This is a genomic window from Mycobacterium sp. NGS66 (assembly GCF_059812225.1).
Map to the genome: position 1 here is coordinate 285553 of NZ_JCALCG010000001.1, position 26195 is coordinate 311747.

Sequence of the window (26195 nt, forward strand, 5' to 3'; positions counted from 1 at the left end):
TCGCCAACTATTCGGACAGCTGGAACTCGACCATCGCCGCCACCGAGTCGACGGCCTCACTGAGCGCAACCAGCCGGTCGGCGGCCGACGGCGCAGAAAGCACCGCATAACGGTCGGCGGCCCCGATCGGCACGCGCGACGCCAGCGCGAACAGCCGCTCCCCCGCGTCGATTTCGCCGTAATCCAGCAGCACGTTACGCCCCGGCAGCTGGGCGCCGCGGGCGGTTGCAATCCGCTCGAACACCGCCATCACCCGGTCTTCGAGCGCTACGATTTGAGCTTCGAGCACGGGAACGCCCGGTTCGTCCGGCCAGGGTTCCACCATCGCACGCGGGTAGGGATCGTCGGGCAGCCAGTCGAGCACCCGAATCCGTTCGCCGGTCCGGCAATCCAGTGAGTACCGGCCTCCGCCGTGATCGACGCAGGCGGTGATTCGACTCAGCACTCCGACATCACAACGCGCTTCACCACCACCGACCTCACGGCCGGCCGAGATCAGCACCACGCCGAACGGCTCACCGGTACCAAGGCAGTGCTGGACCAAGGCACTGTAACGCGGCTCGAAGATGCGCAGCGGCAGATTCTGGTTGGGCAGCAACGCCGTTTCGAGCGGAAACATCGCGCGCCTACAGGTTTCCGCCATGGTCTAGATCTCCAGCTCGGCAATTAAGGCGTCGACCACCGCGCGCAGGTCGCCGTCGTGCTCCTCGGCAACCCGGCGCTGCCGCTGATACGACGCGCCCAGTCGGTAGATGTCGGCGACCGCGGCGAGTTCGTCGGCGCAATGCAACGACTTGGCTATGGGCTCAAGCTGATTCAGCACATCGGCGAGGTCGTCGGTGACCAGCCGCTCGTTGCTGTCGGCGTCCAGGATGATGACGGCGTCCAGGCCGTAGCGGGCGGCGCGCCACTTGTTCTCCTGCACATGCCAGGGTGGCATGGTCGGCAACTTCTCGCCGGCGTCGAGCCTGCGGTCCAGATCGACGATCAGGCAATGTGTCAACGCCACCAGAGCGGCCAGCTCGCGCAGGTTCGAAACTCCGTCGCAGATCCGCACCTCCAAAGTGCCGAGATGCGGAGACGGCCTTATGTCCCAACGGATTTCGTCCATGTGGTCGATGATGCCGGTCTTCTTCTGGTCGTAGACGAAGCCTTCGAACTCCGACCATGTCTGAAAGTGAAACGGCAGGCCCGCAGTGGGCAGCTGCTGGAACATCATCGCCCGATTGCTGGCATATCCGGTGTCTTCGCCGCCCCACCACGGTGAGGAGGCGGACAGCGCCAACAGGTGCGGGTAGTAGTTGAGCAGTGACGTCATGATCGGCATTACTTTTGCGGCCGAGGAGATTCCGACGTGTACGTGAACTCCCCAGATCAGCATCTGGCGGCCCCACCACTGGGTGCGCTTGATCAGTTCGGCGTAGCGGGGCGCGTCGGTGAGCTTCTGGCGCGACCACCGCGCGAACGGGTGAGTGCCGGCGCAGAATAATTCCATGCCGCGGTCCCGGACGATTCGCCTTGCCGGGCCCAAGGTTTCGCGCAGGTCTTCCATCGCCTCGGCGGCGCATTCACACACCCCGCTGACAATCTCCACCGTGTTGCGCAGCAATTCCTTGTGTACGCGCGGGTTTTCGCCGATCTCGGCGATGACCGCGGTGGCTTCGTTGCTCAGATCACGAGTCGTCGCGTCGACAAGCGCGAACTCCCATTCCACACCTACGGTCGGCCGCGGTGAGCTCGCGAAATCGATATGGGCCTCACTCTTCTTAAGGCCCCTGTTGACCGGTCCGCTAGCCGGCACCGATGACACCGCACGCCACCCGCTTGCCGGCGTCACCCGTGCTCATCGTGGTCTCGTCGGGACCCGGTGCCCCGCCTTTGATTTGGGTGTAGCGGTCCGCCGGGATGTTGGCGAAGTTGTCGGCGCCGGCGTGGATGATGATGGCGGTCTTCTCGCCGGTCACCAAATCGTTCATGGTGAAGGCGTCTGTCGTCGTCACCAGCATCCCGCTATGGTCCTCCCGCACCTGTAATGAGGTCAGGTCACCGCTGGTCGGATGTCCGGTGTGTCCGGGCTTTTGGTAATGACCACCGGCGGAGGTGAAGTCGCCCTCGCACTTGCCTACCTTGTGAATGTGCACCCCGTGGAAGCCAGGACTCAGCTGAGTGCCAGTGGTCTTGATCGTGATGGTGGCATAGCCGTTGGTGAACACGAACTCCGCCGTCGCGACCTCACTGCCGTCGGACGCCTTGAGATGAGTGGTCAGGCTCTGCCCAGCCGGTGCACCCGGGCTGCTCGAGGGGCCGGTGCTCGAAGGGCCCGGCTGGCCCGACGGCGCGGACGATCCGCTCCATACCGGTGGCGGGGTGCCTTGGGTCGTCGACGCTTGCTGAGGTGACGAGCAGGCGCTGAGCAGCGCGACACAACTGACCATGGACAGCACAGACCTGGCGGCAGAGCGGTGACCGGCGAGAATAGGCATAGCGAGCAGCCTAACCTGGCAACGATCCGCGTCGAAGCGTTCTGTGCAGTGAGTCCACGGCTTTGCGAGTCAAACCACGCAACGCCGCCAGTTCACCCGCAAACCCAAGTGTCAGCCGGTCACCAAGACGATGACCCCGGGCGGCTGGTCGGCAAGCGCAGCGATCCGGTGCTGGACCGGTGCGCCCAAGTTCTTGCCCACCGCCTCGGCGGTGTCCTTTTCGCCTGCCGCGTCGCCGTAGTACACCGTGGTGGTGGTGACATCGGACGGCGCCGGCTGCAGGTTGCCGGGGTCGGCGACCTTGAACCCCGCCGCCACGAGTTGGTCGTGGGCACGCTTCGCGATGCCCTCTTTGTCGGTGATGTTGTAGACGCGCACCTCGATCTGGTTCGCGGCGGGCTTAGCGCTGGTGGAGTTCGGCGCCGCGCTCGCGCTGCTGGCAGGCGCCGGCGAGGAGTAATCGTCGGAACTCCCCGACCCGCTCAGCGCCCGCAGCCCGAGCAGCAGAAAGATGACGCCGAGGAACAGCAGCACCATCACCATGGCTCGCAGGGGCAGCCCGGAAGAGTCGGGCACGCGGGTATTCATCGAGTTCACTGTAGTCAGCCGAAGGCCAGAAGCTACAAAACCGCCTGTACAACCGGGGTGTCAGGTGACTTCGAAGCCCAGCCGCCGGGCGGCGCGCGCCTTCTGACGGCTGGCGCGCAGCCGTCGCAGCCGTTTGACCAACATCGGGTCGGCGGCCAGCGCTTCGGGCCGATCGACCAGCGCGTTGAGAACCTGGTAGTACCGCGTCGCCGACATCGAGAACAACTCTTTGATGGCTTCTTCCTTGACGCCGGCGTACTTCCACCACTGCCGTTCGAACGCCAAGATGTCATGCTCGCGCCGGGTCAGCCCATCGGCGATTTCACCGTCGTCCCCCGATCGATTTGCCCGCGCCATGGCGCTGTCCATATCGCTTCCCCTGGACCCTTCCGGCGAATCTTCTGTTCTATGACTTGACTTATATACGGGCATGTTTCGGCGAATATTGAACCACGCCGGTAACAGTTGCGCTGGAATGCACACCCGCGAGTCGGCGGACTTGCTGGATTGGCGGCCGCGCCATCCCCAGCGCAGAACCCCGATCCGCAGACAATTTAAGCTAGCCGACCATGGCAGTCGTTCCGATCCGCATCGTGGGAGATCCCGTCCTGCACACTCCCACGACGCCGGTTCAAGTGGCCGCCAATGGATCGCTCCCGGCAGACGTGGTGGAACTCATCTCGACGATGTACGAGACCATGGACGCCGCACATGGCGTCGGGCTGGCCGCCAACCAGATCGGGTACGGACTGCGGTTGTTCGTCTACGACTGCGCCGACGACCGCGGAATGGCCGCCCGCCGCCGCGGCGTGGTGGTCAATCCGGTCCTGGAAACCTCCGAGGTACCCGAGACCATGCCCGATCCGGATAACGACGACGAAGGCTGTCTTTCGGTTCCCGGCGAGTCCTTCCCCACCGGACGGGCCAAGTGGGCGCGGGTCACCGGACTCGACGCCGACGGCGCCCCGGTCACCATCGAGGGCACCGGCCTGTTCGCCCGCATGCTGCAGCACGAGACCGGCCATCTCGACGGGTTCCTGTACCTGGACCGACTCATCGGCCGGCACGCGCGCGCTGCGAAGCGGGCCGTCAAGTCGCACGGCTGGGGCGTGCCGGGATTGTCGTGGACTCCCGGTGAAGGACCCGACCCGTTCGGTCACTGATGGTTTTATGGCCGGACCTGGGCACCCGGGTGACCGTTCGCTATCGGCGGCCCGCAGGTTCGGACCCGCCCTTGACCGACGCGGTGGGCCACCTGCTGGCGATCGATCCACTCGTCCGGGTGCGGACCAAGGCGGGTGCGCTGATCGAATTCGCGCCGGCCGACGCGGTGGCGCTGCGGGTTCTGCCCGACACGCCGGTGCGCACCTCGCAGATTCGGTCGCTGGAACAGGCCGCGGCCGCGGCCTGGCTCGGGGTTGAGCGCACCTGGCTGGACGGCTGGCTGCTGCGCGCCGGCGGCGGAACCGACGTCGAACCCAATTCAGCAGTGCCGCTGGACATTTCAGCAAACGCAGCGACAATCCCGGCGATCGCGGCCTGGTACGCCGAACGCGGATTGCCGCCATTGTTGCTGATCCCCGACCGGTTGCTGCGGCCCCCGGCGGGCCTCGTCCTCGAAAGCACGCACCGTATGCTCGTGCGCGACCTGCACGTGCCCGACGGCTCGCTCGAGCGTCACGCAGGAGTGCACGTCGACGACGAAAGCCACGCCAGCGTGACGTTCGGCCCCGAGCCGGCCGCGAGTGCGACGGTGACCGACGCACCGGACGGCTGCCGATGGGTGGGCCTGTCGGCGATCACCGAGGCCGACGAGCAGGTGTGCGAAGCGCTGTTGAGGTGGGGCGCGGAACGCGGGGCCACCCGCGCCTACCTGCGGGCGAGCGGCAGCACCGCCGTGCCGGAGGCGCTGGGTTTCCGGCTGCACCACCACAGTCGCTACTTCCGAGTGCCCGATAGCCTCTAGCCATGCCCGACGAGCCGCGGCTGCGCCTGGCCACCTGGAATGTGAACTCGATTCGCACCCGCCTGGACCGTGTGGTCGATTGGCTGGCCCGTGCCGAGGTCGACGTGCTGGCCATGCAGGAGACCAAGTGTGCCGACGGTCAGTTCCCTACCCTGCCGTTCTTCGAAATCGGCTACGAGGTAGCCCACGTCGGCTTCAACCAGTGGAACGGCGTCGCGATCGCTTCCCGCGTCGGCCTCGACGACGTGCAGATCGGCTTCGAGGGTCAGCCGACATGGAGCAGTAAGCCCGAGATAGCGGCCACCGCGGAAGCCCGCGCCCTGGGCGCCACCTGCGCCGGTGTGCGGGTGTGGAGCCTGTACGTGCCCAACGGTCGTGCCCTGAACGATCCGCACTACACCTATAAGCTGAATTGGCTTGCCGCTCTGCGTGATACGGCCGAAGGTTGGCTGCGCGACGATCCCGGCGCTCCGATCGCGCTGGTCGGCGACTGGAACATCGCGCCAACCGACGAAGACGTGTGGAGCACCGAGTACTACACCGGATGCACGCATGTCTCCGAACCCGAGCGCAAGGCCTTCAATGCCATCGTCGACGCCCAATTCACGGACGTGGTAAGGCCTTTCACGCCAGGGCCGGGCGTCTACACGTACTGGGACTACACCCAGCTGCGGTTTCCGAAGAATCGCGGCATGCGAATCGATTTCATCCTGGCGTCGCCGGCGTTGGCCCGCCGGGTGGCCGACGCGCAGATTGTGCGCGAGGAGCGCAAAGGTAAGGCGCCCAGTGACCATGCGCCGGTGCTGGTCGATGTGCGATCCGAGTGAGTGGCCCGCGCGCGTCCGCCGGCGACCGGCGTTCGTTGTCTGCCGCTTTGTTACGTGGCAGGCTTTCATTTGAAACACGCGAGGAACAACCGTTTGTTGCGGTGAGTGTTCGACGCACGGGTATATAAAGGGTTAAGCCCAGGGAGTGATTATGAGTGTCGTCGGCGGAGCGGTCCGCAGTGTTGGTCGAGCGGTCAATGGTGCAGCAACGGCGACCACTGCCGCCGCGGGCGCTGTCGGTGGCGCCGCGGTAAGCGGAGTGGTCGGAGGCGTGAAGGGAGCCGCCGAAGGCATTCAGCGCGGCATCGGCAGCGGCAGCAAGTCGACGCCCGCGGCCGCGTTGGCGATCGCTGCGCTGGGGGTCACCGGCCTGGTCGAGTGGCCGATTCTGTTGGCTGTCGGCGGCGGTGCGCTGGTGTTGCGGAAGATAGCGGAAAAGCCCGACGAGTCCACCCGGCCGGCGCAGCAGGCGAAACTCACCCCCGTGCCGGACAAGCCCGCGTCGGAAAAGGCGGCGCCGCGTAAGACCGCCGCCAAGTCACCCGCCAAGGCTGCGAAGAAGTCAACCGGCCGGCGGGCGGGCACCACCAACCTGCGCAGCACCAACTAATCGGCAGCGTAGAGACGATTGAGTATTGCCACCTCGATAGGCCGGTCTATGCCGCTGCGCGTCGTCGCATCCGGCGTCCAGGCGGCCACCGCTCTCACCACGGCATCGCTCACGACGGCGACTGCCGCGGCCGGCACCGTCGCCGGGATCGCCGCCATCCCGCTCCGCGAAGGAGCCAAGGTGCTCTCCGGGGAGCTCTCCCGCGAGACACTGACTCGGCACTGCTGGCGCGGCGGAGACCGCGCGTGGATTGAGGTGCGCGGGCTCGACGGCACCGATGACGACGAACTCGGGCGGGCGGTGCTCGACGCACTACGGGCCCACCACGGAGTCACTTCGGCCAGTCTGAACTACCCCCTGTCGCGCGTGGTCGTCGGCATCAGCGGTTCGGACACGTCGCTGAGCGAACTGTGCCGTGTCGTCGAGAATGCCGAAAAACGTTGCCGCATAGGAAAAGACGCAGGTTCGGTGGGAAATTTGCCGGGCGACGGAGTCGTGCTGGCGATCAGAGCGTTGACCGTGGCGTACAACGCGGCCGGGCTGGGCGTAGCGCTCACCGGCCGCGCGCTGCACCTGCCGCGTCTGCCGGTCACCATCGCCGCCGGCATAACGTTTTTCGACTACCAGCCCTGGCTGCGACGCCGGCTGCAGGACCGTATCGGCGGTCCGGCCACCGACACCGTGATGACGCTGGTCCAGGCAACCAGCCAAACGCTGTCCCAATCGGTGACCTCGCTGTCGCTAGGACTGACGTTGCAGTCGATGAAAGCCGCCGAAGTGCGCGCGGAGGCGCGCGCCTGGGAGCTGCATGAGCCCGAGCTTGCGCGGTATGCCGACCAACCGTGGACGCAACCGTCGCCGCGGCCACAGCCGTCCAGAGGCATGGAGCGCGTCGCCGATCGTTTCGCACTGCTCCAGTCGCTCAGCGCGGGGCTGATCGGCACGGGCACCCGCAACGCGAACATGGCGGCCACCGCGGTGCAGATAACTACTCCCAAAGCCAACCGGACCACGCCGGAAGCCTTCGCCACCACCCTTGCCCGCGGACTGGCCGCGCAATACTCCGTGTTGCCGTTACGGCCGGAAAGCCTGCGCCGCCTGGACAAGGTCGATGCGATAGTCATCGACCCGCGAGTTCTGTGCACCGACACCTTGCGGGTGGCACGCATCCGCGGCGCCACCGACGACGAGTTGTCTACGGCTTGGAGCCGCGCCCAGCTCATGCTCGAGAAGAGCACTCTGCGCCCCGGCTGGCGCGCGGTGCGCGGGATCTCCGGCGGAAGCGCAGGTGCCAAAGTCGAAGCCCTTTTCCTGCCCGCCCGCGATCCGCTGGCCGCGGCCGTGGTCGCCGAGGCGCACCGAACCGGAGCGCAACTGGTCTCCGTCGACGACGACTCGCTGGACGAGTTGCGGCCCGCGTTCGACGACATCCGGCCGGTGAGAAACGGCAGTCGCAAGTCCATCGACGACGCGCTCGCGGCCGCCGTCGCCGCCCTGCAGCAGGACGGCCGAACGGTGGCCGTGCTGTCATCGTCTGGCGCACAAGCACTTTCGTCCGCACACCTGGCGCTGGGCCTCATGCCGAAGGAAGGCGCACCGCCCTGGAAGGCCGACCTTCTGCTGCCGGACCTGGCCGCCGCCTGGCGGCTGTTGCATGCGCTGCCCGCGGCCAAGACCGCAGTCCAGCGGGGCATCGGGATTTCGGCCGGCGCGACGGCCATGGGCTCGCTGTTCATGATCCCGGGCGTGCGCGGCAATCTCGGGTCCGAGACCGTGAACGTCGGCGCGGCGGCGGGTCTGCTGTCGGGGTATCTGCTGGCCCGCGGCATCCTCAGGGCGAACACTCCACGCCCGGCCGAGGTACACGAATGGCATGCGATGTCGGTCGAGCAAGTCCGCAAGACGTTGCCCGCTGCGCAGGCGGCCACCGAGCCCTACCGCCGCGGCGGCACACCGCCGTCCCAAACCCCGGTGCAAGCGGTGTGGCAACTCGCCAAGGCCGTCCGAGCCGAACTGTCCGACCCGCTGACGCCGGTGATGGCACTCGGCTCGGCGGCCAGCGCGATCCTCGGCTCGCCCGTCGACGCGGTGCTGGTCGGTACCGTACTGACCGGAAACTCCATCCTGGCCGCGGCTCAACGGCTGCGGGCGGAAAGGCGGTTGAGCCACCTACTGGCGTTGCAGATCCCCCCGGCCCGGAAGGTCATCACCCACCCTGGCGGTGTTCGGGCATACGTCGATATCGACGCCACGCACCTGCGGCCGGGCGACGTGATCGAAGTACGCACCCACGAGGTGGTGCCGGCCGATGCCCGGATCATCGAAGAGGTCGACGTCGAGGTCGACGAGTCCGCGCTCACCGGCGAGTCGCTGTCGGTGGACAAGCAGGTCGAGGCCACGCCCGGCGCCCCGCTGGCCGAACGCCGGTGCATGCTGTTCGCCGGGACTACCGTGGTCGCCGGCACCGCGGTGGCACTGGTCACCGCCGTTGGCGCCGACACCCAACAGCGTCGCGCCGCCGACCTGATATCCGGCGAGCTGTCGTCGGACATCGGCCTGCAACACCAGCTCGGCCAGCTCACCACCCGGGCGCTCCCGGTCAGCATCACCGGCGGCGCGTTGGTCGGCGCCCTCGGGCTGGTGCGCCGCATCGGGTTGCAGCATGCGGTTGCCAGTGCCATCGCCATCGCGGTCGCCGCCGTCCCCGAAGGCATGCCGCTGGTGGCGACGCTGGCGCAAGCGGCGTCGGCACGACGGTTGACGAAATTCGGTGCGCTGGTTCGTGTCCCGCGTTCGGTGGAGGCGCTCGGCCGGATCGAGGTGGTGTGCTTCGACAAGACCGGAACGCTGTCCGAGAACCGTCTGCGGGTATCGGAGGTGCGTGCCGCGGCGGGTGATTCGGATGCCGCCAAAGCCGAAGTCCTGCGTTGCGCCGCGCACGCCGCGCCGGCGTCAAAGGCGCACGCGACCGATGTCGCCATCGTGGAAGGCGCGGTCACGGCGGGTGCGTTCGTCGCGGGCGACGGATCGGGCCCCACCGCGCACCTGCCGTTCCGCTCCGGCCGGGCCTTCTCCGCCTCGGCGACCGGCACCGAGCTGACCGTCAAAGGCGCGCCCGAAGTGGTGCTGGCCGCATGCGGAGACGACGCTTCCATGGACGGCACGGTCCGCGAGATGGCCGCCAGCGGGCTGCGCGTCATCGCGGTGGCGCAACGCAGCCTGAGTCCGCAACAGGCGCGCAGGATCCAGGAGAACCCCGATCACATCGCCGAGTACTGCAGCGACGGGTTGACCCTGACGGGTTTCCTGGGGTTGTCCGACACCCCGCGCCCGGAATCCGCCGGACTGATCCGAACCCTGCGATCGCAGGGGGTGGGCATCAAGCTGATCACCGGCGACCATCCCATCACCGCGAAAGCGATCGCCGAGGAGCTGGGCCTGCCGGTGACCGCCGACCAGGTGATCAGCGGCGCGGAATGGGATTCGCTGTCCCGCAAAGATCAAGAACGGGTGGTCACCGAGCGGGTGATCTTCGCCCGGATGACGCCGGAGAACAAGGTTCAGGTGGTCCAGACGCTGGAGAACGCCGGCGTCCGGACCGCGATGGTCGGTGACGGCGCCAACGACGCCGCGGCCATCCGGTCCGCCACGGTCGGCATCGGTGTGGTGGCGCATGGCAGCGACCCGGCGCACCTGGTGGCCGACGTGGTCCTGATCGACGGCCGTATCGACGCGCTGTTGGAGGCCATCGAGGAAGGCCGCCAGCTCTGGCGACGGGTGCAGGCGGCCGTGTCGGTGTTGCTGGGTGGCAATGCTGGTGAAGTGATCTTCGCGATCATCGGCAGCGCGATCACCGGCACTTCGCCGCTGAACACCCGCCAACTGCTGCTGGTCAACACGCTGACCGACGCGCTGCCCGCCGCTGCCCTCGCGGTCAGCAAGCCGCGCGGCAGTGTGGACCCCACTCTGCGCGGCGCGGATCAGGCCGCATTGTGGAACGCGGTGGCCATCCGCGGCGTCACCACCGCGGCCGCGGCGACGGCGGCCTGGGCGATGGCGGGGTTCAACGGGCCGCCCGGGTTGAGCCGGCTGTCCGCGCTGACCGGGTTGCCGCAACGTGCGTCCACCGTCGCCCTGGTAGCGCTGATCGCGGCCGAATTGGGTCAGACCCTGCTGGAGTCACAGGCCCCGTTGGTGGTCCTCACCGCACTGGGCTCACTCGCCTTCGTGGCGGTGTTGATCAGCATTCCGGGCGTCAGCCACCTGCTCGGCTGCACCCCGCTCGATCCGCTCGGCTGGGCACAGGGGCTGGGCGCCGCCACCCTGGCCACCATCGCCGTTGCTATCCTGGGCCAGTTTTTCGACGATCGGGAGCGGTCCGGCGGTCCGCAGTCACACCAGCCGGATCCCGCTTCGCCGACTGAGGAGACGGCCTCTCGGGCTGCACAATCTCGACGACCCCCGCGCGCCACAACAGCGCATAAAGTTCCCGCATCGGGGCATTCAGCAGCGAAGCGATCGGCGAAATCAGCGGATCGGCCAAGTGGTCGGTCCTCGACATACGTCCCACGTTGACCGTGTGATCGGACTCCGTGGCAAACCCTTAGTTACCGAAAGGGAAATGATGGCGGAAAAGAAGACGCGGCGAGGAACCTCCCAGCGTGAGGCGGTACAGCAGATTCGCGAGGGGGAAACCTTCGCCATGAAACTGCCGGTGCTGGGGACGGTCGAGATACCGCGGCCCGAACAACTCGCCTACTACGGCGGTCTGGCCGCCCTGGCTGCGTTCGAGCTCATCGAGTGGCCGGTTGCCCTCGTCATCGCGGCCGGGCACATCCTGGCGAGCAACCACCACAACAAGCTCCTCGAGGAACTCGGCGAGGCGATGGAAGAGGTCTGACCAGTTCAGCCCGCATACCCGCGTTCGTCGCTGTCCTCAGGATCCCGGAACCGTTTGACCCCGGGAATCGCCTCGGACAGCGTCGGGTAGATGTCCAACACTCGATCCAATTCCGTTACCTCGATCGGTTGCAGCACCTGCGCGTGACTGGCCACCAACCGAACGGCCGTCCCGGCCGCCTTACCGTGCTCGTGGGTGTCGAGCACCGCGTTCAATCCGGCGCTTCCGAAGAACGTCACCCGCTCCAGATCGACGACAAGAAGCCGGGCGGGCTGAGCTCCGGCCATGTCCAGCGCGTCCATCAAGGTGCCGACCAGCTGGTCGACCGTGCTGGAGTCGACGTCGCCCCTGACGCACACCACGATCGCGTCATCGCGCGCCTCAAGATCGGTTCCCAACGGTTCCATTCAGGTTCTCCGCCTCGGATGCGTGACGTTCCGCCGGTGAACGGCACGCGGAGCCCGACGCCACGCACCATCCAAACGGATTGAGCTTAATGCGCCGGTCAGCCAGAGTCGGCACCAATGCGTTCATGCACCGTAAGCAACATGTGGTCGAAGCTGTTCTGGGTGGCGGCCGAAATCGCCGGAAGCGCCGGCACCTCCGCGACAATCTGGGCCGCCAGCGCGCGCAACTTCGTATTCGTCTCCTGCGAGCGCCACTGCAGCACCCGGAACGCCTGGTCGGCGCTGACTCGGTAGACAGCCATCAGCACACCCTTGGCCTGCTCAATCGCCGCGCGGCTCTCGAACAGGTCCGGCAGGGCTTCGTCGAGCACTTCTTGGCGCGTCTGGTCAAAAGTGTCGGTGAGGTCGATGTAATGGCCGGCGGTGCCGACCACCGCCCCCGAGTCGTCGAACATGCGGTCGGCCACCACGATCGCGTCGTGCACCTTGCCCGCGGTGTCGACGAACCGGTGCCGACTCGAGAACGACTCGCCCGACCGCAACGCGTAATCGAGCAGGTCCTGCACGTGTGCGCGGTCCTCCGGATGCTTGTGCGAGAGCATCAACTTGGTGGTCGGCACCACCGACCCGGGCTCATACCCATGCATTCGTGCTACCTCGTCGGACCACTCCCAGCGCTGGCCGACGAACCAGAAGCGGAAGGTGCCCACGTTCAGATACGGGCCACTGCCGTCAACTGCGTGCTTGGGCTGGTCTGCCTTGTCAGGCGCACCTTTTTGGGCTGGTTGCTGCACGTTTGCATCATCCCACTCCGGTGGGGGCACCGGCTAGCAAGAGGACCAACATCGCGGACCCGATCACGATGGTGGCGTGTAGCGTGGTCCACATCCCCAACTGAACACGCGGGAGCGCACGCCGAGTGCGCTGAGAGGACGGCTCGGGGCCGTCGACCGTACGAACCTGATCGGGTAATGCCGGCGTAGGGAGATGACATGACTGACGTTCTTGCAAAGGCCACTGAGGCAGTCGAGCCAACAGTGACCACCGGACCGATCGCGGGTAGCAGCAAGACCTACCGCGACGTGTCCGGCCCGGACGGGCTGCGGTTGCGCGTGCCGTTCCGGCGGGTGCACCTGTCCACCGGGGACCACTTCGACCTCTATGACACCTCTGGGCCCTACACCGAGTCGGAAGCGATGATCGACCTCGCGGCCGGGTTGCCGCCGCGGCCCGGGGTGGTACGCGACCGCGGCACTCAGCTGCAGCGCGCCCGCGCCGGCGAAATCACCGCGGAGATGGCGTTCATCGCCGCCCGCGAAGACATGCCGGCCGAGCTGGTGCGCGACGAGGTGGCCCGCGGCCGTGCCGTGATCCCGGCCAACCACAACCACCCCGAGAGCGAGCCGATGATCATCGGCAAGGCGTTCGCGGTCAAGGTCAACGCGAACATCGGCAACTCGGCGGTGACGTCGTCCATCGCCGAAGAAGTCGACAAGATGGTCTGGGCCACCCGGTGGGGTGCCGACACCATCATGGACCTGTCCACCGGCAGGAACATTCACGAAACCCGCGAGTGGATCCTGCGCAATTCGCCGGTGCCCGTCGGCACGGTGCCGATCTATCAGGCACTGGAAAAGGTCAAGGGTGATCCCACCCAGTTGACCTGGGAGATCTACCGCGACACCGTAATCGAGCAGTGCGAGCAGGGTGTCGACTACATGACCGTGCACGCCGGGGTGCTGCTGCGGTACGTCCCGCTGACCGCCAAGCGGGTCACCGGCATCGTCAGCCGCGGCGGGTCGATCATGGCGGCGTGGTGCCTGGCCCATCATCAGGAGTCGTTCCTCTACACGCATTTCGAGGAGCTGGCTGACATCTTCGCGCGCTACGACGTCACCTTCTCGCTCGGCGACGGGCTGCGGCCCGGGTCGATCGCCGACGCCAACGACGCCGCGCAGTTCGCCGAGCTGCGCACCCTGGGCGAACTGACCAAGATCGCGAAATCCCGTGGGGCACAGGTGATGATCGAGGGCCCCGGGCACATCCCGATGCACAAGATCGTGGAAAACGTACGTCTGGAAGAGGAGCTGTGCGAGGAGGCTCCGTTCTACACGCTGGGTCCGTTGGCAACCGACATCGCGCCGGCCTACGACCACATCACCTCGGCCATCGGCGCGGCCATCATCGCCCAGGCCGGTACCGCCATGCTGTGCTACGTCACTCCCAAGGAGCACCTGGGCCTGCCGGATCGCAAGGACGTCAAGGACGGGGTGATCGCCTACAAGATCGCCGCGCATTCCGCCGACCTCGCCAAGGGTCATCCCCGCGCGCAGGAGCGCGACGACGCGTTGAGCACGGCCCGTTTCGAGTTCCGCTGGACCGACCAGTTCGCGCTGTCGCTGGACCCGGACACCGCACGGGAATTCCACGACGAGACGCTGCCGGCCGAGCCCGCGAAGACCGCACACTTCTGCTCGATGTGCGGGCCGAAGTTCTGCTCGATGCGGATCACCCAGGATGTGCGAGATTACGCCGCCGCGCATGGACTCGACAGCGAGGAAGCGATCGAAGCCGCGATGGCGGAGAAGTCGGCCGAATTCGCCGAGCACGGCAATCGGGTGTATCTGCCGATTACGCAGTGAATTACCTGCCCGTGCCGCCGCCGGGCACCACGCCGCGGCGGGTGCTCACCATCGCGGGATCGGACTCCGGCGGCGGGGCAGGCATCCAGGCCGACATGCGCACGATGGCGTTGCTGGGTGTACACGCGTGCGTTGCGGTCACCGCGGTCACCGTGCAGAACACGTTGGGCGTCAAGGGCTTTCACGAAGTTCCCGACGATGTGGTGGCCGGTCAGATGGAAGCCGTGGTGACCGACATCGGCATTCAGGCGGCCAAGACCGGGATGCTGGCGTCGTCCAGCATCATTGCAACGGTGGCCGCCACCTGGCGTCGACTCGATTTATCCGTTCCGCTCGTCGTCGACCCGGTGTGCGCGTCCATGCACGGCGACGCGCTGTTGGCACCTACTGCCCTGGATTCGCTTCGCGCACAATTGTTTCCGCTGGCGACACTGGTGACGCCGAACCTGGACGAGGTGCGCCTGATCGTCGATATCGACGTGGTCGACGCCGAGTCGCAGCGGGACGCGGCGAAAGCCCTACACGCCCTGGGCCCGCGCTGGGCACTGGTCAAGGGCGGCCACCTGCGGTCGTCGCAGCACAGCTGCGATCTGCTCTATGACGGGAGCGACTTCTACGAGTTCGATGCGCAACGGATCAGCACCGGCAACGACCACGGCGGCGGCGACACGTTGGCAAGCGCGATAGCCTGCACGCTCGCGCACGGGTACTCCGTTCCCGACGCGGTCGCTTTCGGCAAGCAATGGGTCACCGAATCCCTGCGCGCCGCCTATCCATTGGGCCACGGCCATGGCCCGGTTTCCGCACTGTTCCGGCTCGGCTGATGGATCTCGACCAGATCGCCGGGGTGGCACACGAACCCGAGGGAGTCCCCCTCGGCGTGGTGGTGTTGACCCACGGCGCCGGTGGAAACCGGGATTCCAAACTGCTGCAACAGGTTTGCGACGAGTGGGCGCACCGCGGGTGGCTGGCGGTGCGCTTCAACCTGCCCTACCGACGACGCCGGCCCAAGGGGCCACCGTCCGGCTCGGCGGCGGCCGACCGGGCGGGAATAGTCGAGGCAATCGAGTTCTGTCGCGGGCTTGCCGACGGTCCGCTGATCGCCGGTGGACATTCTTACGGCGGCCGGCAGACGTCGATGGTGGTGGCCGCCGGCGAAGCCCCCGTCGATGTGCTGACGTTGTTCTCCTATCCGGTCCATCCGCCGGGCAAGCCCGAACGCGCCCGCACCGAGCACCTACCAGACATCAGGGTGCCCACCGTCTTCACGCACGGCACGTCGGATCCGTTCGGCACGCCGGCGGAGGTGCGCGATGCCGCGGCTCTGATCGCAGCAGCGACCGAGGTCGTCGAGATCAGCGGCGCGCGGCACGATCTGGGGTCGAAGACCCTCGACGTCGCCGGCCTGGCCGTCGACGCGGCGCTACGTCTTCTTTCGGGCCGAGTTCCCGGCCAAAAAGCGTGAGCTGCATCAATTTTCGAACACACGCCTGGGTGTAGGGCGATTCGTCCGCGCGGCCGTCCGGGTTCACCATGCGGCCCAGGTCGACCACCAGTGCCATCGCGGCGTGCACCAGGAACCGGGCCCGCATCGGCGTGAGCGACGGCCGGGCGGCCGTCAGCAGCCGCACCCACGAGTCGATCGTCGACTGCTGGACGTTGTGCAGCAGCTTTTGGTCGGCGGGTGTCAGGTTGACTCGCTCGGTGTAGTAGACGGCGGCCAGCTCGGGGTTGGCGAACGACGTTGCCACATAAGCATCGATCAGCAGCGCCAATGCTTGGCGCGGCTCGGTGAGCGCACCCAGGACCGGCGACAGCTGCGCGGAGGCCCGGTCGGCGGCTCGGCGCAATCCCGTCGCCAGAATCTCGCACTTGCCGGAGAAGTAGCGGTAGATCCCTGATACCGGCACGCCGGCGGCCTTGGCGATCTGCGCCATGCTGGTCTCCGAATAACCCCGCTCCCTGAACAGGGCCATCGAGGCGTGCAGCAGCGCTTCGTAGACGCCGGCGTCTTCGGCGAAGATCCGCCACGACACCGGACGGGGAAGTACATCCCCTGGCAGCGGCAGCTCGGCGCCAAGGATCGCCGAGGCGGCCTCGGCCAGCAGGTCACGAATATCGTCGATCGGCAGCCGCGCCTCGTGGTCGACGATGCTGCCGATGACGCTGAGCACCCCGGCTGACAGCATCCACCGCTGCGTCGACACCAGATTGGGCCGAATCTTCATGAGCGGCTTCTGGATTCGCCGATTCACCAACTTGAGCTGATTGGTCAGCGTGGCCTGATCCTCGGCACGCAGATAGCGGGCCTGCCAGCGGTACAGGCCGCCGGAGTCGCGGTTGTCCAGGGTGGCGTCGATCAGCGCGGCGATCAGCTGGACCAGCATTGCGGCCGGATCGTCAAGCTCCTCGATATCGGTGCAGTCGACAAGTTGTTGGCTCAGCGCCAGCACTGCGCCGCGGAAGAGGGCGTACTTGCCGTCGTAGTGCCGGTACAGCGCGGCCGCCGAAATCCCCACTTTGGCGGCAATGGTTTCCATGCTGACGGCGTGATACCCCTGCGCGCTGAACGCCTCAGCGGACGCCCGCGCGATCTGCGCCTTGCGGTCTTTGGGCCGCCGCCGAGTGCCGGCTACATGTTCGCGGGGTAAGCCGGTCGGGGCCTGCGCGGTCGACACCGCTTCACGATAGCCGGAAAAGCGGTTCTGGAACCCCCCGGGGCTTTCGCCGTGTGAGAATCTCCATTAACATAATCGGGATGCGGCGGGTTGGCCGGTCGGGTTTGCGGACGCTTCAGTGCCCTCCGAAGGCCTCCAAAACATACTGCCGAGAGGACGCACATGCTGCAGAGAATTCGCCAGGTGCTCGACTTCGAGGTCACCATCGGCCAGCTCATCGTCCTCGGGTTGATCGTCGGCACACCGTATCTGCTGATCGGCACCATCTGGTCGGCAACTCACACGCAGCATTTGAGCCAAATGCACGGAGCCGACCTGGCGGTGTCCTTTCTCGGTTCGATCGTGTCCTGGCCGGTCCTGCTGTTCGCGAACGTGTGCATGACGTGAGCCTCGGCTGGCCAAATCTGCAATTAACATCCAAGGAGAAGGCGTGACTCATCGTCTGATGTACATCGGGATCGCCGGGGTGCTACTGGCAGCCTTCGGATTGGGCGCAATGATGTATCCGGTTCACCTGAACGAATTCGACATGTACGGCATCAAGGTCAGCTGTGGCAATGGAATCCATTCCAACCTCAGCCGGGCCGCTGAAACCCACGGTCACGACTTCGTCACGCAGTGTGGCAGCGCAGTGTTGGCCCGTCGCGTGTGGGCCATTCCCACCGTTGTCATCGGTTGGTTACTGGTAACCGCGTTCCTGGTGAGGTGGGTGCACAACGGGCAGCAGGCGAGAGAAGACGCGGAGCCGCCGCACTACGTTCCCCACCCGGAGATCGCTCGGCACTTCTAGCAATCGTTCAACCTTTCATGTCACTTGCGTGCCAGAAAGGTGGCCATGTTGCGGTCTCGAATTCGATATCGCGGGTAGTATCACGTTGCGAAATGGCTTGCCCAGCATCGTAGGGACCAGCGTGGCTGATGTGTCTGGAGCGCTTCCAGCAGGTGCAAAATAATCGGACTCAGAACGCAGTGAAAACCCTTGCCGTACGAGACATTTCACGCGCCACGACTACGGTCTGCGAACCCGGCTAACACCTAGGCTCACCACCGACCTGGACACTAACCTGAGCCAAGCCGGGTCACACTCTCCGAACGCAGGTGATATGGACGAATAAGCGCCGATCGAAACTCGTGCATACGCCCCACGTTCGACGCGCCGACGATGACGTCAACTACGCGGGATAGCGCGAGTAGCACGCGTCCATATTGCCGACCACGCCGCCCCGGAAAGCCGCGATGCGCGTGAATCCGGCCGGCACCGTGGAACCGTCGGCGTCGCTGGCCACCAGGCGGTTGGTCAACAGCCCGGACACGGCCTCGTCCAGGTCACCCGCGGTCAGCAAAAGCGACTTCTGGGAGGGCAACTCGATGGGTTCGGCCATCTTGCGGTGCGCGACGCCGGTCAGGCAGGCGGTACGCAGCGCGGTCCACGGACTCTGCATCGGTAGACCGCGTTCATGCTGCACCGCCAGCGCGTACCGCGACATCACGATGGACAGCGCGGTGTCGTCGCCTTGCGGCAGCGAGTGCTGCTTTTTGTCGGCAACCTTTCCCATCGCGGCCAGTGCGGGTAGGTCAACCACGATGGTGTTGGTAGCCGGGCAGTAGGACGCCGGCGGGCTGGATTTCGCGTTGGAGCACTCGGCCGGCTTGTAGGACAAGGTGGGCGCTTGCTTCGGAGAGAAGATCTTGCCCAAGAGCTCCATCAGCGTCGACAAGGTGTCTTCGTTGATCGGGACCTCGCCGGTCTCCGGGTCCCCATTCGAGTCTCGCCGCAGGGTTGTCGGCAGGTCGCCGCGACGCTGCTCGATTTCCTTCAGGTCGATGGCGGCGCAGGCCGCAGTGCCGGTGATGAAGCCCATCTGGAAGGCGCTGACCCGGTCCAGGGCCGACCCGTGTTCGTCGTCGTTCGGCGTGTCGGAGTCCATCACCGGGTCGCGGGTGGTGATGATGCCCGCCAGCACATGGTCGAGCCCGTCGGCCGTGCTCAGCGTGAAGCGCTTCGACTTACCGTCCGCGACGTAGAACAGGTAGACGCCCGCGAAACAGTCGGCTTGTTGCTCCTTGACGATGGTCTTGGTGCTCCTGGTCACCAATTTGGCCATGTTCTGCAGGGCATGCCCGAACTCGTGAGCCAAGACGCCATTGACCGACATGTCGCCGAAATACTTCTGCGCGGCAGCCATGAAATCACCACGGTCCCAAGCGATCAGGTTGCAGCGAGAGGTGAAGAACGCGTTGGGCATCTTATAGGTCTCGTTGCCGCAGATGATCGGGCTTCGCCGATCGGTGGAGTCGTATGACACGTATTTGTCGAGCGGCTTGAATGATCCTTTCAGCGATCCGTTGTAATTCGCTTTCCAGTACTCCTCGATGTCGTTGAGCGAGAGCAACGACAACTTGTCTATCGGACCGTTGTTGGTGTTGACCACCGTGCCAGTCGGGGCGGGCGCATTCGAGCGGGCGCCGCTGGGGCCGTTGGTCGCCGGCAGACCCCCGACCCGGAAGGGATCGTTGAGCATCGACAAGGCGCGCCCGTCGACGAAAGTGGTGCATCCCACCAGAAGTGCGACCACAGCGCAGACCAACACCGTCCGTGTACCCGCTGCCAGGGAGCGATTTACCCGTAACTTTCGCACGCGGCTATTCATTGACCAACCCCGTCCCGACGGCCTGCACAGCAAACTAGGGGAATCTTAGAACGCCTGGTGCACCGTCGTGGCAAGAACCGACCCTAGCGGTCGGCTCTTCGCTCCGAGACGAACGCGGTCACGCGTTCCACGAATTCGTCGAGGTCGGACAAATCCCCAAGTCTGGAGACCACGATCTCGTCGGACACCTCGACGTCCTCATGCACGAGGATATTTCGGAAACCAACCGCCTTGCGCATCGCGTCTGGCCAAGCTGCTTCAACTCGTCGCCGTTGTCGGCCGGTGGTCCCAACCTTGCGTCGAGCAGATGTGTTGCGCCACATCGATGCCCGCTTCGATGGCCGTTAGGAACGTGTACTTCACCCCACGCCACGACGCAACACCGCTTGGGCGAATTCCTCATGGGCACGGGTCATCCGCGGCAATTCATCGAAGTAGATCTTGCGAGTCGTCGCCTCCCACTCAACGCGAGTGTTTACATCCCTCTCGAAGAGCAGCTTCCCGTTGACCGCGACACGGCCGGCAAGCTCAGGGGAGAATGATTCAGCACCAGCAGATCGACGCCGGGGGGCATCAGCAAGTCAAAAGCTGCGGGTGCTGGTCCGTCGAAGTAGGCGGCGATGTCGATGTCGGAATCTGGGCCAGCCGTCCCGCTGGCTCGGCTGCCGTGCAGATACGCGAACACCGCCCCACGGCGACGCAACGCCTCGATTGCCTCTGCGGTTCGCTGTTCGAAGCGGTCCCCCTCAGGCATAACGTTCACCGTACTAAAGCGGGCAGCTACCGCATCATGGCTTGGTGAGCACGTGCCGCGTACGGTCCTCCAGCACCGGAACGCCGTTGCGCCCACCCAGGTCCTGCGCGTACAGCCCCACCGCGTACGCCACGCCGCCACCTTGGATGCCCAACGAGGTGCGGTCGATGTGCTCGAGGGTGTCGCCCTTCTGGTGGTAGTTGGGATCGAACGGCTCGCCGGCCTTCCCGCCCCACAGCTTGGCCTGCTCTTCGGACATTTTGTTCTCGGCGCCAGAGAACAGTCCGCCCGACGGGATACCGGCCAGGGTGAATCCGTCGTAATCGGACCGGCCGTCGAACGAGGTGTCTTGCGCGGTCTTGCCGGCCGACTTCAGGTATGCGACCAACGTGCGCTCGATGCCGGCCGAACCTTCCGGCACCACCGGCTGGCCGCGGTCCTTGGCCGGCAGCGACTGATCCCCGTCGTAGGTGAAATAGCCCGGGTTGGGCGACGCGAGCATGTCGAAGTTCAAGTACAGCGCAATGTGTTTGAGCGCGTCGAGGTCCAGCGACTCGACGTAGTTCCGCGACCCGATCAATCCGAGTTCCTCTGCGCCCCAGAAGCCGAACCGCACCGCGTTGCGCACATGCGGCGAATTGCCCAGTTGCACAGCGGTTTCCAGAACGGCGGCGACGCCGGAGCCGTTGTCGTTGATGCCCGGCCCCGCCGGCACGCTGTCCAGATGCGCGCCGGCCATCACCACGTCGTTGGTGGACCCGGTCTTGGTCTGCGCGATGATGTTGCGGGCCTTGAAGCTTTGGGTTTTCGCGTCGGGCAGCTTGATGGTGGCCGGCCCGGTCAGTCCGCGCAGCACGATCCCGTCCGACTTGGTGACACTGACCACCGGGATTTTGACGTCGGTGTCGGCTCCCAGCGTGCCGCCCATGCGCTCCTCGTCGACATTGTCGACGACGACCATCCCGACGGCTCCGCGCTGTACCGCGGCGTCCTCTTTCTCAGAGAAATGGCATTTACCGCGAGTCACCAGCACCACCGCACCTTGCACCGGCAGCCCGTCGTAATCCGACGCCGCGCAGCCTAGACCCTCGCCGGGCGCGGCCACCAGCGGCCCGGTCACCCCTTCCGGCGGAGTAGGGAGACTGTAGTCGAGCGCCCGCGCGTCCAAAGTCTTGCCACCGACCGTCAGTGAGCCCTTTTCGGCGTGGAAGACGCGGGCCGAAAATTCAGGTGTTTGCACGTCGAAACCGCTGTCGCGCAACACCTTCACCACATACTCGACGCTGGCCTCATAGCCTGGGGTGCCCACCGCGCGGGTGCCGTTGTTGGCGTTGGCGATGTCCTGCAGCTTCGACAGGTGCTTCATCATCGCGTCGGTGGTGACTTTGTTGCGCAGCGTGCTGGCGAACTCGGACGCGGCGGGGTCGCCGTTCGGCCCCGCCCTGTCCTTTCCATGGGAGCAGCCGGCCAGCAATAGGGTGAGTGCGACAACGACCAGCAGCGCCGGAGCCCGTGATTTGTTCAGCATCGCGCCCAAGGTTAGCGGTTGGTGACCCGCGCCAGATAGCCCCGGCACCGACACATTTAGACAAATGGTCTTGCCCGGGCGGTATAGCGTTCGGCAAATCGTCGCGCGAGCACCACCGGTGTCCGGTAACGTAACACCGTCCCACGACACGAGGAGGATTCAATGACCTATTCGCAGCCTCCCGGCAACTACCCGCCGCCACCGCCGGGGAGTGGGGGCCAGCCGCCTGCCGGTTACGGGGCGGTTCCCGGCGCCGCGCCCGCCCTGCCCAAGGAGGCTTACGCGTCGTGGGGCGTCCGGGTTGTCGGGTACGTGATCGACATCCTCCCGGTCTTGGTCCTCTACGGCATCGGGTTTGCTGTCGTGACCGCAACCTCCGGCACCAGCTGCACGGACGGACAGTGCACCGGGCCTTCCCCGATCATCCCCCTGCTCGTCAACGGCGTGCTGTGGTTGGCGATCTTGGCGTATTCGATCTGGAATCGGTGGTACCGCCAGGGCACCACTGGTCAGACCATCGGCAAGTCGGCGATGAAGATCAAGCTGGTGTCTGAGGCAACCGGTCAGCCGATCGGTTTCGGGATGGCGTTCGTGCGCGACCTCGCCCACATTGTCGACTCGCTCATCTGCTACATCGGCTGGCTGTTCCCGCTGTGGGACGCCAAGCGACAGACCATTGCCGACAAGCTGGTTTCGACGGTGGTGCTGCCGGCCTCATAGCGGCGATCAGCGCCAGTAACATACGAACGTCGTTACGCTGCAGTCGGTTTGGTGCGGATCGAATGGGAACCGGCGAAAACCATGTCAGAATGACGGGGGACTGCCCGGCTCGTCGTCACCGCACCAATGCGCTGCGAGCCGCGACGGCTGCAACGCTCGTGGGCGGCCTTGCCTTTTTGGGCACTGGCACGGCGAACGCAGACCCTAATGACACCCTCGCCGCAAATCTGTCCAAGGGCTACAGCTTGACAAACTGCACTACCCAGTCGCCGCCCAGCGGCGTGCTCGCCGTCATCCAGTGCGGACAAAACTCCGACCCCAGCGGGCCGGTCTACGCCAAATACCTGCTTTTCGACAACGGCAGCGACCTGAACAGTTCGTTCACCACCAGCATCGGCTCCGACACCCTGACCAATTGCGGGGATGCCAAGTCCCCCACCGCGTGGCACCAGGTCGACTCGACCGACCCGGCGGGACAGTTGGCATGCGGAACGTATCAGGGTAAGGCCGAAGTCATCTGGACCACGTACGGCAAGAATGTGATGAGCCTTATCCGCGCAGCCAACGCTGACACCGCGACGCTATACCAGTGGTGGCGCAACAACGGCTGAATTCTACAGCTGAGCCGCAATCAGTTTCGCCACCGCCCGCATCCCGGCGGCATTGGGATGCAGCGGCGAGGGCCGATACGGAACGGGCACACCGGGTTTCGTCGTCCAGGGCGCAGCGGACCACGCGTGGTGTCTTCTGCTGGCCGCTGCGGCGCAAACGATCTCACAGTTCGTCGCCGCGGCGGCGTCGGCGGTGAGCCGTTCCAGGGTGGCCCCTACGTGCCGACCGAGATCGGCATCTGCTTCCGACAGTGGGGCGGCGGATTCACCCGCCGGCGGCAATACGGTCAGGTAGTCGACGAACATGATCCGCGCGTCCGGCGCCCGCTCACGCAAGGCACGGCCGACCGCGCACAACGAATCGAACACCTGGGTCAGGGCGCGATCGCGCAAGTCGCGGTCCAGCAGTTCGGCTAGGCGAGCACCGAGCAGCGGGAGCCTGCGTGCCGCCGTTGGTAACGAGGCAGCCATCAGCAGCGGAATATAGCCAACGTCGTTGCCGCCGATGGTCACCGTGACCAGCGTCTCGGAACCGTCCAACGCCTCGATCTGCGGCGCTGCACCGTGCTGGCGCTCGGCGAGCAGGTGTGCGGTGGTGGCGCCGGAATACGTGACGTCGGTCAAGTCGAGGTTCTGTTGTTCGGCAAGGACGTGGGGGTAGTTGCGCGCCGATCGACCTGCCCGCCAAGGCGCCCCGGCGGCGCGCGGCCGGATACCGGGTCCGGCGGCCATCGAACTGCCCAGCGCTACATAGCGTTTCATCGTGCCGGGCTGGATGCCTGCGCCCAGAAACGTTTCGGGATCCGCCCGGCCCGGCGCGCCAGATAGCCGGCGCTGACGGCGGAGGCCATCGCGGCCGCCATCGCCGGCGGGTCGGCGGCGCGAGTCACCGCGCTGGCCAACAACACTGCGTCGCAACCTAATTCCATCGCCAGCGCGGCGTCGCTGGCGGTGCCGATGCCCGCATCGAGCACCACCGGGACATTGGCCTGGGCAACGATCATCTCGATGTTGTGCGGGTTGGTGATGCCGAGACCGGTGCCGATGGGTGCGCCCAGCGGCATCACGGCCGCACACCCGGTGTCTTCCAGCCGACGCGCCAGCGCTGGGTCGTCGTTGGTGTAGGGCAGCACGACAAACCCGTCGTCCACCAATTGCTCTGCCGCCCTGACCAATTCGATACCGTCGGGCAGCAGGGTGCGTTCGTCGGCGATCACTTCGAGCTTTACCCAGTTGGTGTTCAACGCCTCGCGGGCGAGTTGGGCGGTCAGCACTGCCTCGGCGGCGCTGCGGCACCCCGCGGTGTTGGGCAACGGCGTGATGCCCAGGCGGTTGAGCAGATCGAGCAGCCCGGTCCCGCCTTCGGCGTCGACGCGGCGGATCGCGACGGTGGTGAGCTCGGTTCCCGACGCGATCAGCGCCTCTTCCAGCACCGCCAGGTTGGTCGCTCCACCCGTACCCATGATGAGTCGCGAAGCGAAGCTGCGATCACCGATCGTCAGCTTTGAATCAGCCACCTTGCACCGCCGTCACCACCTCGAGTCGTATGGGCGCCGTGAACTCGGCAAGCCTTGTCGCCCAATCTGATCGGGGCAACACCGTGTGATCCAGCGCCACCGCGATACCCCTTTCTGGAAAGCCCAGCGACTCCAGCAGCGCCGCCACGGTGGTCTGTTCGTCCACCTCGACCTGTCGCTCGTTGACCACGACGATCATCGGCGCGCTCCGACGGAAGCAAGCTCAGCCGCAATCTGTTCCGCGGTCCACGGTGCCAAGAGAAATCCCGAGCGGCCATGACCGGTGGCGACCAGCGTCCGTTCGTCCAGGCGTTGCACGATAGGCAGGTTATCCGGCGTCATCGGACGCAGCCCAGCGGCGCACTCGACCAGCTCGTACTCACCCAGCGACGGCAGCACCGCACACGCATCGTCGAGCAAGTCACGCACCCCCGACACGACGGGTGCGGTGTCGCGTCCGTGCTCGTACTGGGTGGCGCCCACCACCACGCCGTCGGAGCGCGGCACCAGATACACCTGGCGGCCGTGCACTCTGGCCCGAATGACCCTCTGCAGCAACGGCATACAGCCCTTGCGCCAGCGTAGCCGCAATACCTCGCCCTTCACCGGACGTACCGGCAGCCCGGGCCAGAGTGCCGGCGCATCAACGCCGTTGGCAATGACGACCTCGTCGGCGCCGACCCCGGACAGGTCGTGCACCGGTCCTGCCCACTGGACTCCAAGGCGCTCGCAGTCGGCGGCCAGCGCGTCGAGCACCGCGCGGTTGTCCACCGCAAGCTCGGTCGGCGCCCGAAAGCCGTGCCGAATGCCCTGTGCCAACAGCGGTTCGACGTCTCGCGCAGCGGACTCCCAGACCACCGGGTGGCCCTGTTCGGCCAGCCAGTCGGCGACGGTGCGCAGGTCTGCCACGTCGGCCTGGTCTACGGCCACCACCAGCGACTCGCGCGCGGTGATCAGCCCTGCCGGCAGCCCGTCGGTGAAGTCGCCCTCGCGCCACAGCCGCAGGGACTCCAGGCCCAGCCGCAGCAACCGTTCCTCGCCGGGCCAGCCCTCGCTGTGCGGAGCCAGCATTCCCCCGGCAACCCAGGAGGCGCCGGGCCCCTCGCTGCGGTGCACCCGCACCGACCATCCGTCGCGCGCCGCCCGGCGCGCCACCGATAAACCGATGACGCCGCCTCCGATGACGGCTAACGATTGCATCCCCTGCTCCCTTCGCCGGCATGACCCGGATCAGGTGTGACGGTAAGGGCGGGCGCGCCCACTCTCAGTCCCCGCTCGCCGGGACTCCCGTGCCTACAAGCCTCCACGCTAGC

At 66.2% G+C, this 26195-nt stretch carries 29 protein-coding genes, 1 pseudogene and 2 riboswitches; of the genes and pseudogenes, 13 read left to right on the forward strand and 17 right to left on the reverse strand.

From position 1 onward, the window contains the following. Window positions 1-7: 7 nt before the first annotated feature. The 5 genes from AC5Y2L_RS01480 to napA form a co-directional block, all read right to left on the reverse strand. Window positions 8-643 (reverse strand): LON peptidase substrate-binding domain-containing protein, encoded by a 636-nt coding sequence (locus AC5Y2L_RS01480; RefSeq protein ID WP_499939100.1) that lies wholly within the window; start codon window positions 641-643, stop codon window positions 8-10. 3 nt (window positions 644-646) lie between these two features. Further along, entirely contained in the window at window positions 647-1810 is a 1164-nt protein-coding gene (locus AC5Y2L_RS01485) for a glutamate--cysteine ligase (protein ID WP_499939155.1), read from the reverse strand. Further along, window positions 1791-2483: a superoxide dismutase[Cu-Zn] gene (gene sodC / locus AC5Y2L_RS01490; protein ID WP_499939099.1), complete on the reverse strand. Its 693-nt coding sequence runs from the start codon at window positions 2481-2483 to the stop codon at window positions 1791-1793. The genes AC5Y2L_RS01485 and sodC overlap by 20 nt, the downstream gene beginning before the upstream one ends. A 111-nt stretch (window positions 2484-2594) precedes the next feature. Continuing rightward, window positions 2595-3071, reverse strand: a complete 477-nt coding sequence (locus AC5Y2L_RS01495; RefSeq protein ID WP_499939098.1) for a LytR C-terminal domain-containing protein — start codon at window positions 3069-3071, stop codon at window positions 2595-2597. A 60-nt stretch (window positions 3072-3131) separates the two neighbouring features. After that, the gene (napA, locus tag AC5Y2L_RS01500) at window positions 3132-3440 is read right to left on the reverse strand and encodes a nucleoid-associated protein NapA (RefSeq protein ID WP_499939096.1); all 309 of its coding nucleotides are present in this window, start codon (window positions 3438-3440) and stop codon (window positions 3132-3134) included. A 200-nt stretch (window positions 3441-3640) separates the two neighbouring features. Between napA and AC5Y2L_RS01505 the strand changes: the two genes are divergently transcribed. The 5 genes and pseudogenes from AC5Y2L_RS01505 to AC5Y2L_RS01525 all read left to right on the forward strand — a co-directional run. Continuing rightward, the gene (locus AC5Y2L_RS01505) at window positions 3641-4234 is read left to right on the forward strand and encodes a peptide deformylase (protein ID WP_499939095.1); all 594 of its coding nucleotides are present in this window, start codon (window positions 3641-3643) and stop codon (window positions 4232-4234) included. Further along, window positions 4234-5037, forward strand: coding sequence for a GNAT family N-acetyltransferase, cg3035/Rv0428c family (locus tag AC5Y2L_RS01510; RefSeq protein ID WP_499939094.1), 804 nt, complete (start codon window positions 4234-4236; stop codon window positions 5035-5037). The genes AC5Y2L_RS01505 and AC5Y2L_RS01510 overlap by 1 nt, the downstream gene beginning before the upstream one ends. Before the next feature lie 20 nt (window positions 5038-5057). Further along, window positions 5058-5864, forward strand: coding sequence for an exodeoxyribonuclease III (locus AC5Y2L_RS01515; RefSeq protein ID WP_499939154.1), 807 nt, complete (start codon window positions 5058-5060; stop codon window positions 5862-5864). 151 nt (window positions 5865-6015) lie between these two features. Beyond that, on the forward strand, window positions 6016-6474 hold the full coding sequence (locus AC5Y2L_RS01520; protein WP_499939092.1) for a hypothetical protein: 459 nt from the start codon (window positions 6016-6018) through the stop codon (window positions 6472-6474). Window positions 6475-8511: 2037 nt separating this feature from the next. Further along, window positions 8512-10809: pseudogene (locus AC5Y2L_RS01525) on the forward strand (cation-translocating P-type ATPase); the annotation flags it as partial. Window positions 10810-10816: 7 nt separating this feature from the next. Here the strand turns inward: AC5Y2L_RS01525 and AC5Y2L_RS01530 are convergent. Continuing rightward, a complete protein-coding gene (locus tag AC5Y2L_RS01530; protein WP_499943612.1) occupies window positions 10817-11035 on the reverse strand; it encodes an Rv1535 domain-containing protein in 219 nt (72 codons plus the stop codon). A 63-nt stretch (window positions 11036-11098) separates the two neighbouring features. Here AC5Y2L_RS01530 and AC5Y2L_RS01535 point away from each other — a divergent pair, with 63 nt between their 5' ends. After that, entirely contained in the window at window positions 11099-11374 is a 276-nt protein-coding gene (locus tag AC5Y2L_RS01535) for a hypothetical protein (RefSeq protein ID WP_499939091.1), read from the forward strand. Window positions 11375-11379: 5 nt separating this feature from the next. Here the strand turns inward: AC5Y2L_RS01535 and AC5Y2L_RS01540 are convergent, their stop codons facing one another. Then, the gene (locus AC5Y2L_RS01540) at window positions 11380-11781 is read right to left on the reverse strand and encodes an STAS domain-containing protein (RefSeq protein WP_499939090.1); all 402 of its coding nucleotides are present in this window, start codon (window positions 11779-11781) and stop codon (window positions 11380-11382) included. 98 nt (window positions 11782-11879) lie between these two features. Then, the gene (locus tag AC5Y2L_RS01545; RefSeq protein WP_499939151.1) at window positions 11880-12497 is read right to left on the reverse strand and encodes a PAS and ANTAR domain-containing protein; all 618 of its coding nucleotides are present in this window, start codon (window positions 12495-12497) and stop codon (window positions 11880-11882) included. 176 nt (window positions 12498-12673) lie between these two features. Beyond that, a riboswitch (TPP riboswitch) is annotated at window positions 12674-12785 on the forward strand. Here AC5Y2L_RS01545 and thiC point away from each other — a divergent pair. The 3 genes from thiC (at window position 12774) to AC5Y2L_RS01560 (ending at window position 15888) form a co-directional block, all read left to right on the forward strand. After that, window positions 12774-14423: a phosphomethylpyrimidine synthase ThiC gene (thiC, locus tag AC5Y2L_RS01550; RefSeq protein ID WP_499939088.1), complete on the forward strand. Its 1650-nt coding sequence runs from the start codon at window positions 12774-12776 to the stop codon at window positions 14421-14423. (Overlaps the previous riboswitch by 12 nt.) Beyond that, entirely contained in the window at window positions 14420-15247 is an 828-nt protein-coding gene (thiD, locus tag AC5Y2L_RS01555; RefSeq protein ID WP_499939087.1) for a bifunctional hydroxymethylpyrimidine kinase/phosphomethylpyrimidine kinase, read from the forward strand. The genes thiC and thiD overlap by 4 nt, the downstream gene beginning before the upstream one ends. After that, window positions 15247-15888: an alpha/beta hydrolase family protein gene (locus AC5Y2L_RS01560; RefSeq protein ID WP_499939086.1), complete on the forward strand. Its 642-nt coding sequence runs from the start codon at window positions 15247-15249 to the stop codon at window positions 15886-15888. Before thiD ends, AC5Y2L_RS01560 begins: the two co-directional genes overlap by 1 nt. Here AC5Y2L_RS01560 and AC5Y2L_RS01565 read toward each other — a convergent pair. Beyond that, window positions 15779-17101: a TetR/AcrR family transcriptional regulator gene (locus AC5Y2L_RS01565; protein WP_499939084.1), complete on the reverse strand. Its 1323-nt coding sequence runs from the start codon at window positions 17099-17101 to the stop codon at window positions 15779-15781. The genes AC5Y2L_RS01560 and AC5Y2L_RS01565 overlap by 110 nt on opposite strands. A 162-nt stretch (window positions 17102-17263) precedes the next feature. Between AC5Y2L_RS01565 and AC5Y2L_RS01570 the strand changes: the two genes are divergently transcribed. Further along, window positions 17264-17488, forward strand: a complete 225-nt coding sequence (locus tag AC5Y2L_RS01570) for a hypothetical protein (protein ID WP_499939083.1) — start codon at window positions 17264-17266, stop codon at window positions 17486-17488. Between the two features lie 43 nt (window positions 17489-17531). Further along, window positions 17532-17891: a hypothetical protein gene (locus AC5Y2L_RS01575; protein ID WP_499939081.1), complete on the forward strand. Its 360-nt coding sequence runs from the start codon at window positions 17532-17534 to the stop codon at window positions 17889-17891. Window positions 17892-18273: 382 nt separating this feature from the next. Here the strand turns inward: AC5Y2L_RS01575 and AC5Y2L_RS01580 are convergent, their stop codons facing one another. The 4 genes from AC5Y2L_RS01580 to AC5Y2L_RS01595 form a co-directional block, all read right to left on the reverse strand. Then, on the reverse strand, window positions 18274-19752 hold the full coding sequence (locus AC5Y2L_RS01580; RefSeq protein ID WP_499939080.1) for a neutral zinc metallopeptidase: 1479 nt from the start codon (window positions 19750-19752) through the stop codon (window positions 18274-18276). 83 nt (window positions 19753-19835) lie between these two features. After that, window positions 19836-19991, reverse strand: a complete 156-nt coding sequence (locus AC5Y2L_RS01585; RefSeq protein WP_499939079.1) for a HepT-like ribonuclease domain-containing protein — start codon at window positions 19989-19991, stop codon at window positions 19836-19838. Between the two features lie 236 nt (window positions 19992-20227). Beyond that, complete coding sequence (locus tag AC5Y2L_RS01590; protein WP_499939077.1) at window positions 20228-20506, reverse strand: nucleotidyltransferase domain-containing protein; 279 nt, start codon at window positions 20504-20506, stop codon at window positions 20228-20230. A gap of 34 nt (window positions 20507-20540) precedes the next feature. Then, complete coding sequence (locus AC5Y2L_RS01595; protein ID WP_499939076.1) at window positions 20541-22034, reverse strand: M28 family metallopeptidase; 1494 nt, start codon at window positions 22032-22034, stop codon at window positions 20541-20543. Between the two features lie 162 nt (window positions 22035-22196). Between AC5Y2L_RS01595 and AC5Y2L_RS01600 the strand changes: the two genes are divergently transcribed. Next, the gene (locus tag AC5Y2L_RS01600; RefSeq protein ID WP_499939075.1) at window positions 22197-22754 is read left to right on the forward strand and encodes an RDD family protein; all 558 of its coding nucleotides are present in this window, start codon (window positions 22197-22199) and stop codon (window positions 22752-22754) included. 89 nt (window positions 22755-22843) lie between these two features. Further along, a complete protein-coding gene (locus AC5Y2L_RS01605; RefSeq protein ID WP_499939073.1) occupies window positions 22844-23365 on the forward strand; it encodes a serine/threonine protein kinase in 522 nt (173 codons plus the stop codon). A 3-nt stretch (window positions 23366-23368) separates the two neighbouring features. Here the strand turns inward: AC5Y2L_RS01605 and AC5Y2L_RS01610 are convergent, their stop codons facing one another. The 4 genes from AC5Y2L_RS01610 to thiO all read right to left on the reverse strand — a co-directional run bounded on the left by AC5Y2L_RS01610 (window position 23369) and on the right by thiO (window position 26082). Next, on the reverse strand, window positions 23369-24127 hold the full coding sequence (locus AC5Y2L_RS01610) for an SGNH/GDSL hydrolase family protein (RefSeq protein WP_499939072.1): 759 nt from the start codon (window positions 24125-24127) through the stop codon (window positions 23369-23371). After that, on the reverse strand, window positions 24124-24882 hold the full coding sequence (locus AC5Y2L_RS01615; RefSeq protein ID WP_499939071.1) for a thiazole synthase: 759 nt from the start codon (window positions 24880-24882) through the stop codon (window positions 24124-24126). Before AC5Y2L_RS01615 ends, AC5Y2L_RS01610 begins: the two co-directional genes overlap by 4 nt. Beyond that, window positions 24875-25081, reverse strand: a complete 207-nt coding sequence (gene thiS, locus AC5Y2L_RS01620) for a sulfur carrier protein ThiS (RefSeq protein WP_499939069.1) — start codon at window positions 25079-25081, stop codon at window positions 24875-24877. Before thiS ends, AC5Y2L_RS01615 begins: the two co-directional genes overlap by 8 nt. Next, a complete protein-coding gene (gene thiO, locus AC5Y2L_RS01625) occupies window positions 25078-26082 on the reverse strand; it encodes a glycine oxidase ThiO (protein ID WP_499939068.1) in 1005 nt (334 codons plus the stop codon). Before thiO ends, thiS begins: the two co-directional genes overlap by 4 nt. Next, window positions 26073-26183: riboswitch (TPP riboswitch) on the reverse strand. Its footprint overlaps the gene before it by 10 nt. Between the last annotated feature and the right edge of the window lie 12 nt (window positions 26184-26195).

Coding starts and splice junctions, on each gene's coding strand:
- AC5Y2L_RS01580 (WP_499939080.1), bottom strand. CDS start 19,752: ATGAATAGCCGCGTGCGAAAGTTACGGGTAAATCGCTCCCTGGCAGCG.
- thiC (WP_499939088.1), top strand. CDS start 12,774: ATGACTGACGTTCTTGCAAAGGCCACTGAGGCAGTCGAGCCAACAGTG.
- AC5Y2L_RS01560 (WP_499939086.1), top strand. CDS start 15,247: ATGGATCTCGACCAGATCGCCGGGGTGGCACACGAACCCGAGGGAGTC.
- AC5Y2L_RS01610 (WP_499939072.1), bottom strand. CDS start 24,127: ATGAAACGCTATGTAGCGCTGGGCAGTTCGATGGCCGCCGGACCCGGT.
- AC5Y2L_RS01535 (WP_499939091.1), top strand. CDS start 11,099: ATGGCGGAAAAGAAGACGCGGCGAGGAACCTCCCAGCGTGAGGCGGTA.
- thiS (WP_499939069.1), bottom strand. CDS start 25,081: ATGATCGTCGTGGTCAACGAGCGACAGGTCGAGGTGGACGAACAGACC.
- AC5Y2L_RS01480 (WP_499939100.1), bottom strand. CDS start 643: ATGGCGGAAACCTGTAGGCGCGCGATGTTTCCGCTCGAAACGGCGTTG.
- AC5Y2L_RS01520 (WP_499939092.1), top strand. CDS start 6,016: ATGAGTGTCGTCGGCGGAGCGGTCCGCAGTGTTGGTCGAGCGGTCAAT.
- AC5Y2L_RS01595 (WP_499939076.1), bottom strand. CDS start 22,034: ATGCTGAACAAATCACGGGCTCCGGCGCTGCTGGTCGTTGTCGCACTC.
- AC5Y2L_RS01570 (WP_499939083.1), top strand. CDS start 17,264: ATGCTGCAGAGAATTCGCCAGGTGCTCGACTTCGAGGTCACCATCGGC.
- AC5Y2L_RS01585 (WP_499939079.1), bottom strand. CDS start 19,991: ATGCGCAAGGCGGTTGGTTTCCGAAATATCCTCGTGCATGAGGACGTC.
- napA (WP_499939096.1), bottom strand. CDS start 3,440: ATGGACAGCGCCATGGCGCGGGCAAATCGATCGGGGGACGACGGTGAA.
- AC5Y2L_RS01495 (WP_499939098.1), bottom strand. CDS start 3,071: ATGAATACCCGCGTGCCCGACTCTTCCGGGCTGCCCCTGCGAGCCATG.
- AC5Y2L_RS01510 (WP_499939094.1), top strand. CDS start 4,234: ATGGTTTTATGGCCGGACCTGGGCACCCGGGTGACCGTTCGCTATCGG.
- thiO (WP_499939068.1), bottom strand. CDS start 26,082: ATGCAATCGTTAGCCGTCATCGGAGGCGGCGTCATCGGTTTATCGGTG.
- AC5Y2L_RS01505 (WP_499939095.1), top strand. CDS start 3,641: ATGGCAGTCGTTCCGATCCGCATCGTGGGAGATCCCGTCCTGCACACT.
- AC5Y2L_RS01590 (WP_499939077.1), bottom strand. CDS start 20,506: ATGCCTGAGGGGGACCGCTTCGAACAGCGAACCGCAGAGGCAATCGAG.
- sodC (WP_499939099.1), bottom strand. CDS start 2,483: ATGCCTATTCTCGCCGGTCACCGCTCTGCCGCCAGGTCTGTGCTGTCC.
- AC5Y2L_RS01600 (WP_499939075.1), top strand. CDS start 22,197: ATGACCTATTCGCAGCCTCCCGGCAACTACCCGCCGCCACCGCCGGGG.
- AC5Y2L_RS01530 (WP_499943612.1), bottom strand. CDS start 11,035: ATGTCGAGGACCGACCACTTGGCCGATCCGCTGATTTCGCCGATCGCT.
- AC5Y2L_RS01605 (WP_499939073.1), top strand. CDS start 22,844: ATGACGGGGGACTGCCCGGCTCGTCGTCACCGCACCAATGCGCTGCGA.
- AC5Y2L_RS01540 (WP_499939090.1), bottom strand. CDS start 11,781: ATGGAACCGTTGGGAACCGATCTTGAGGCGCGCGATGACGCGATCGTG.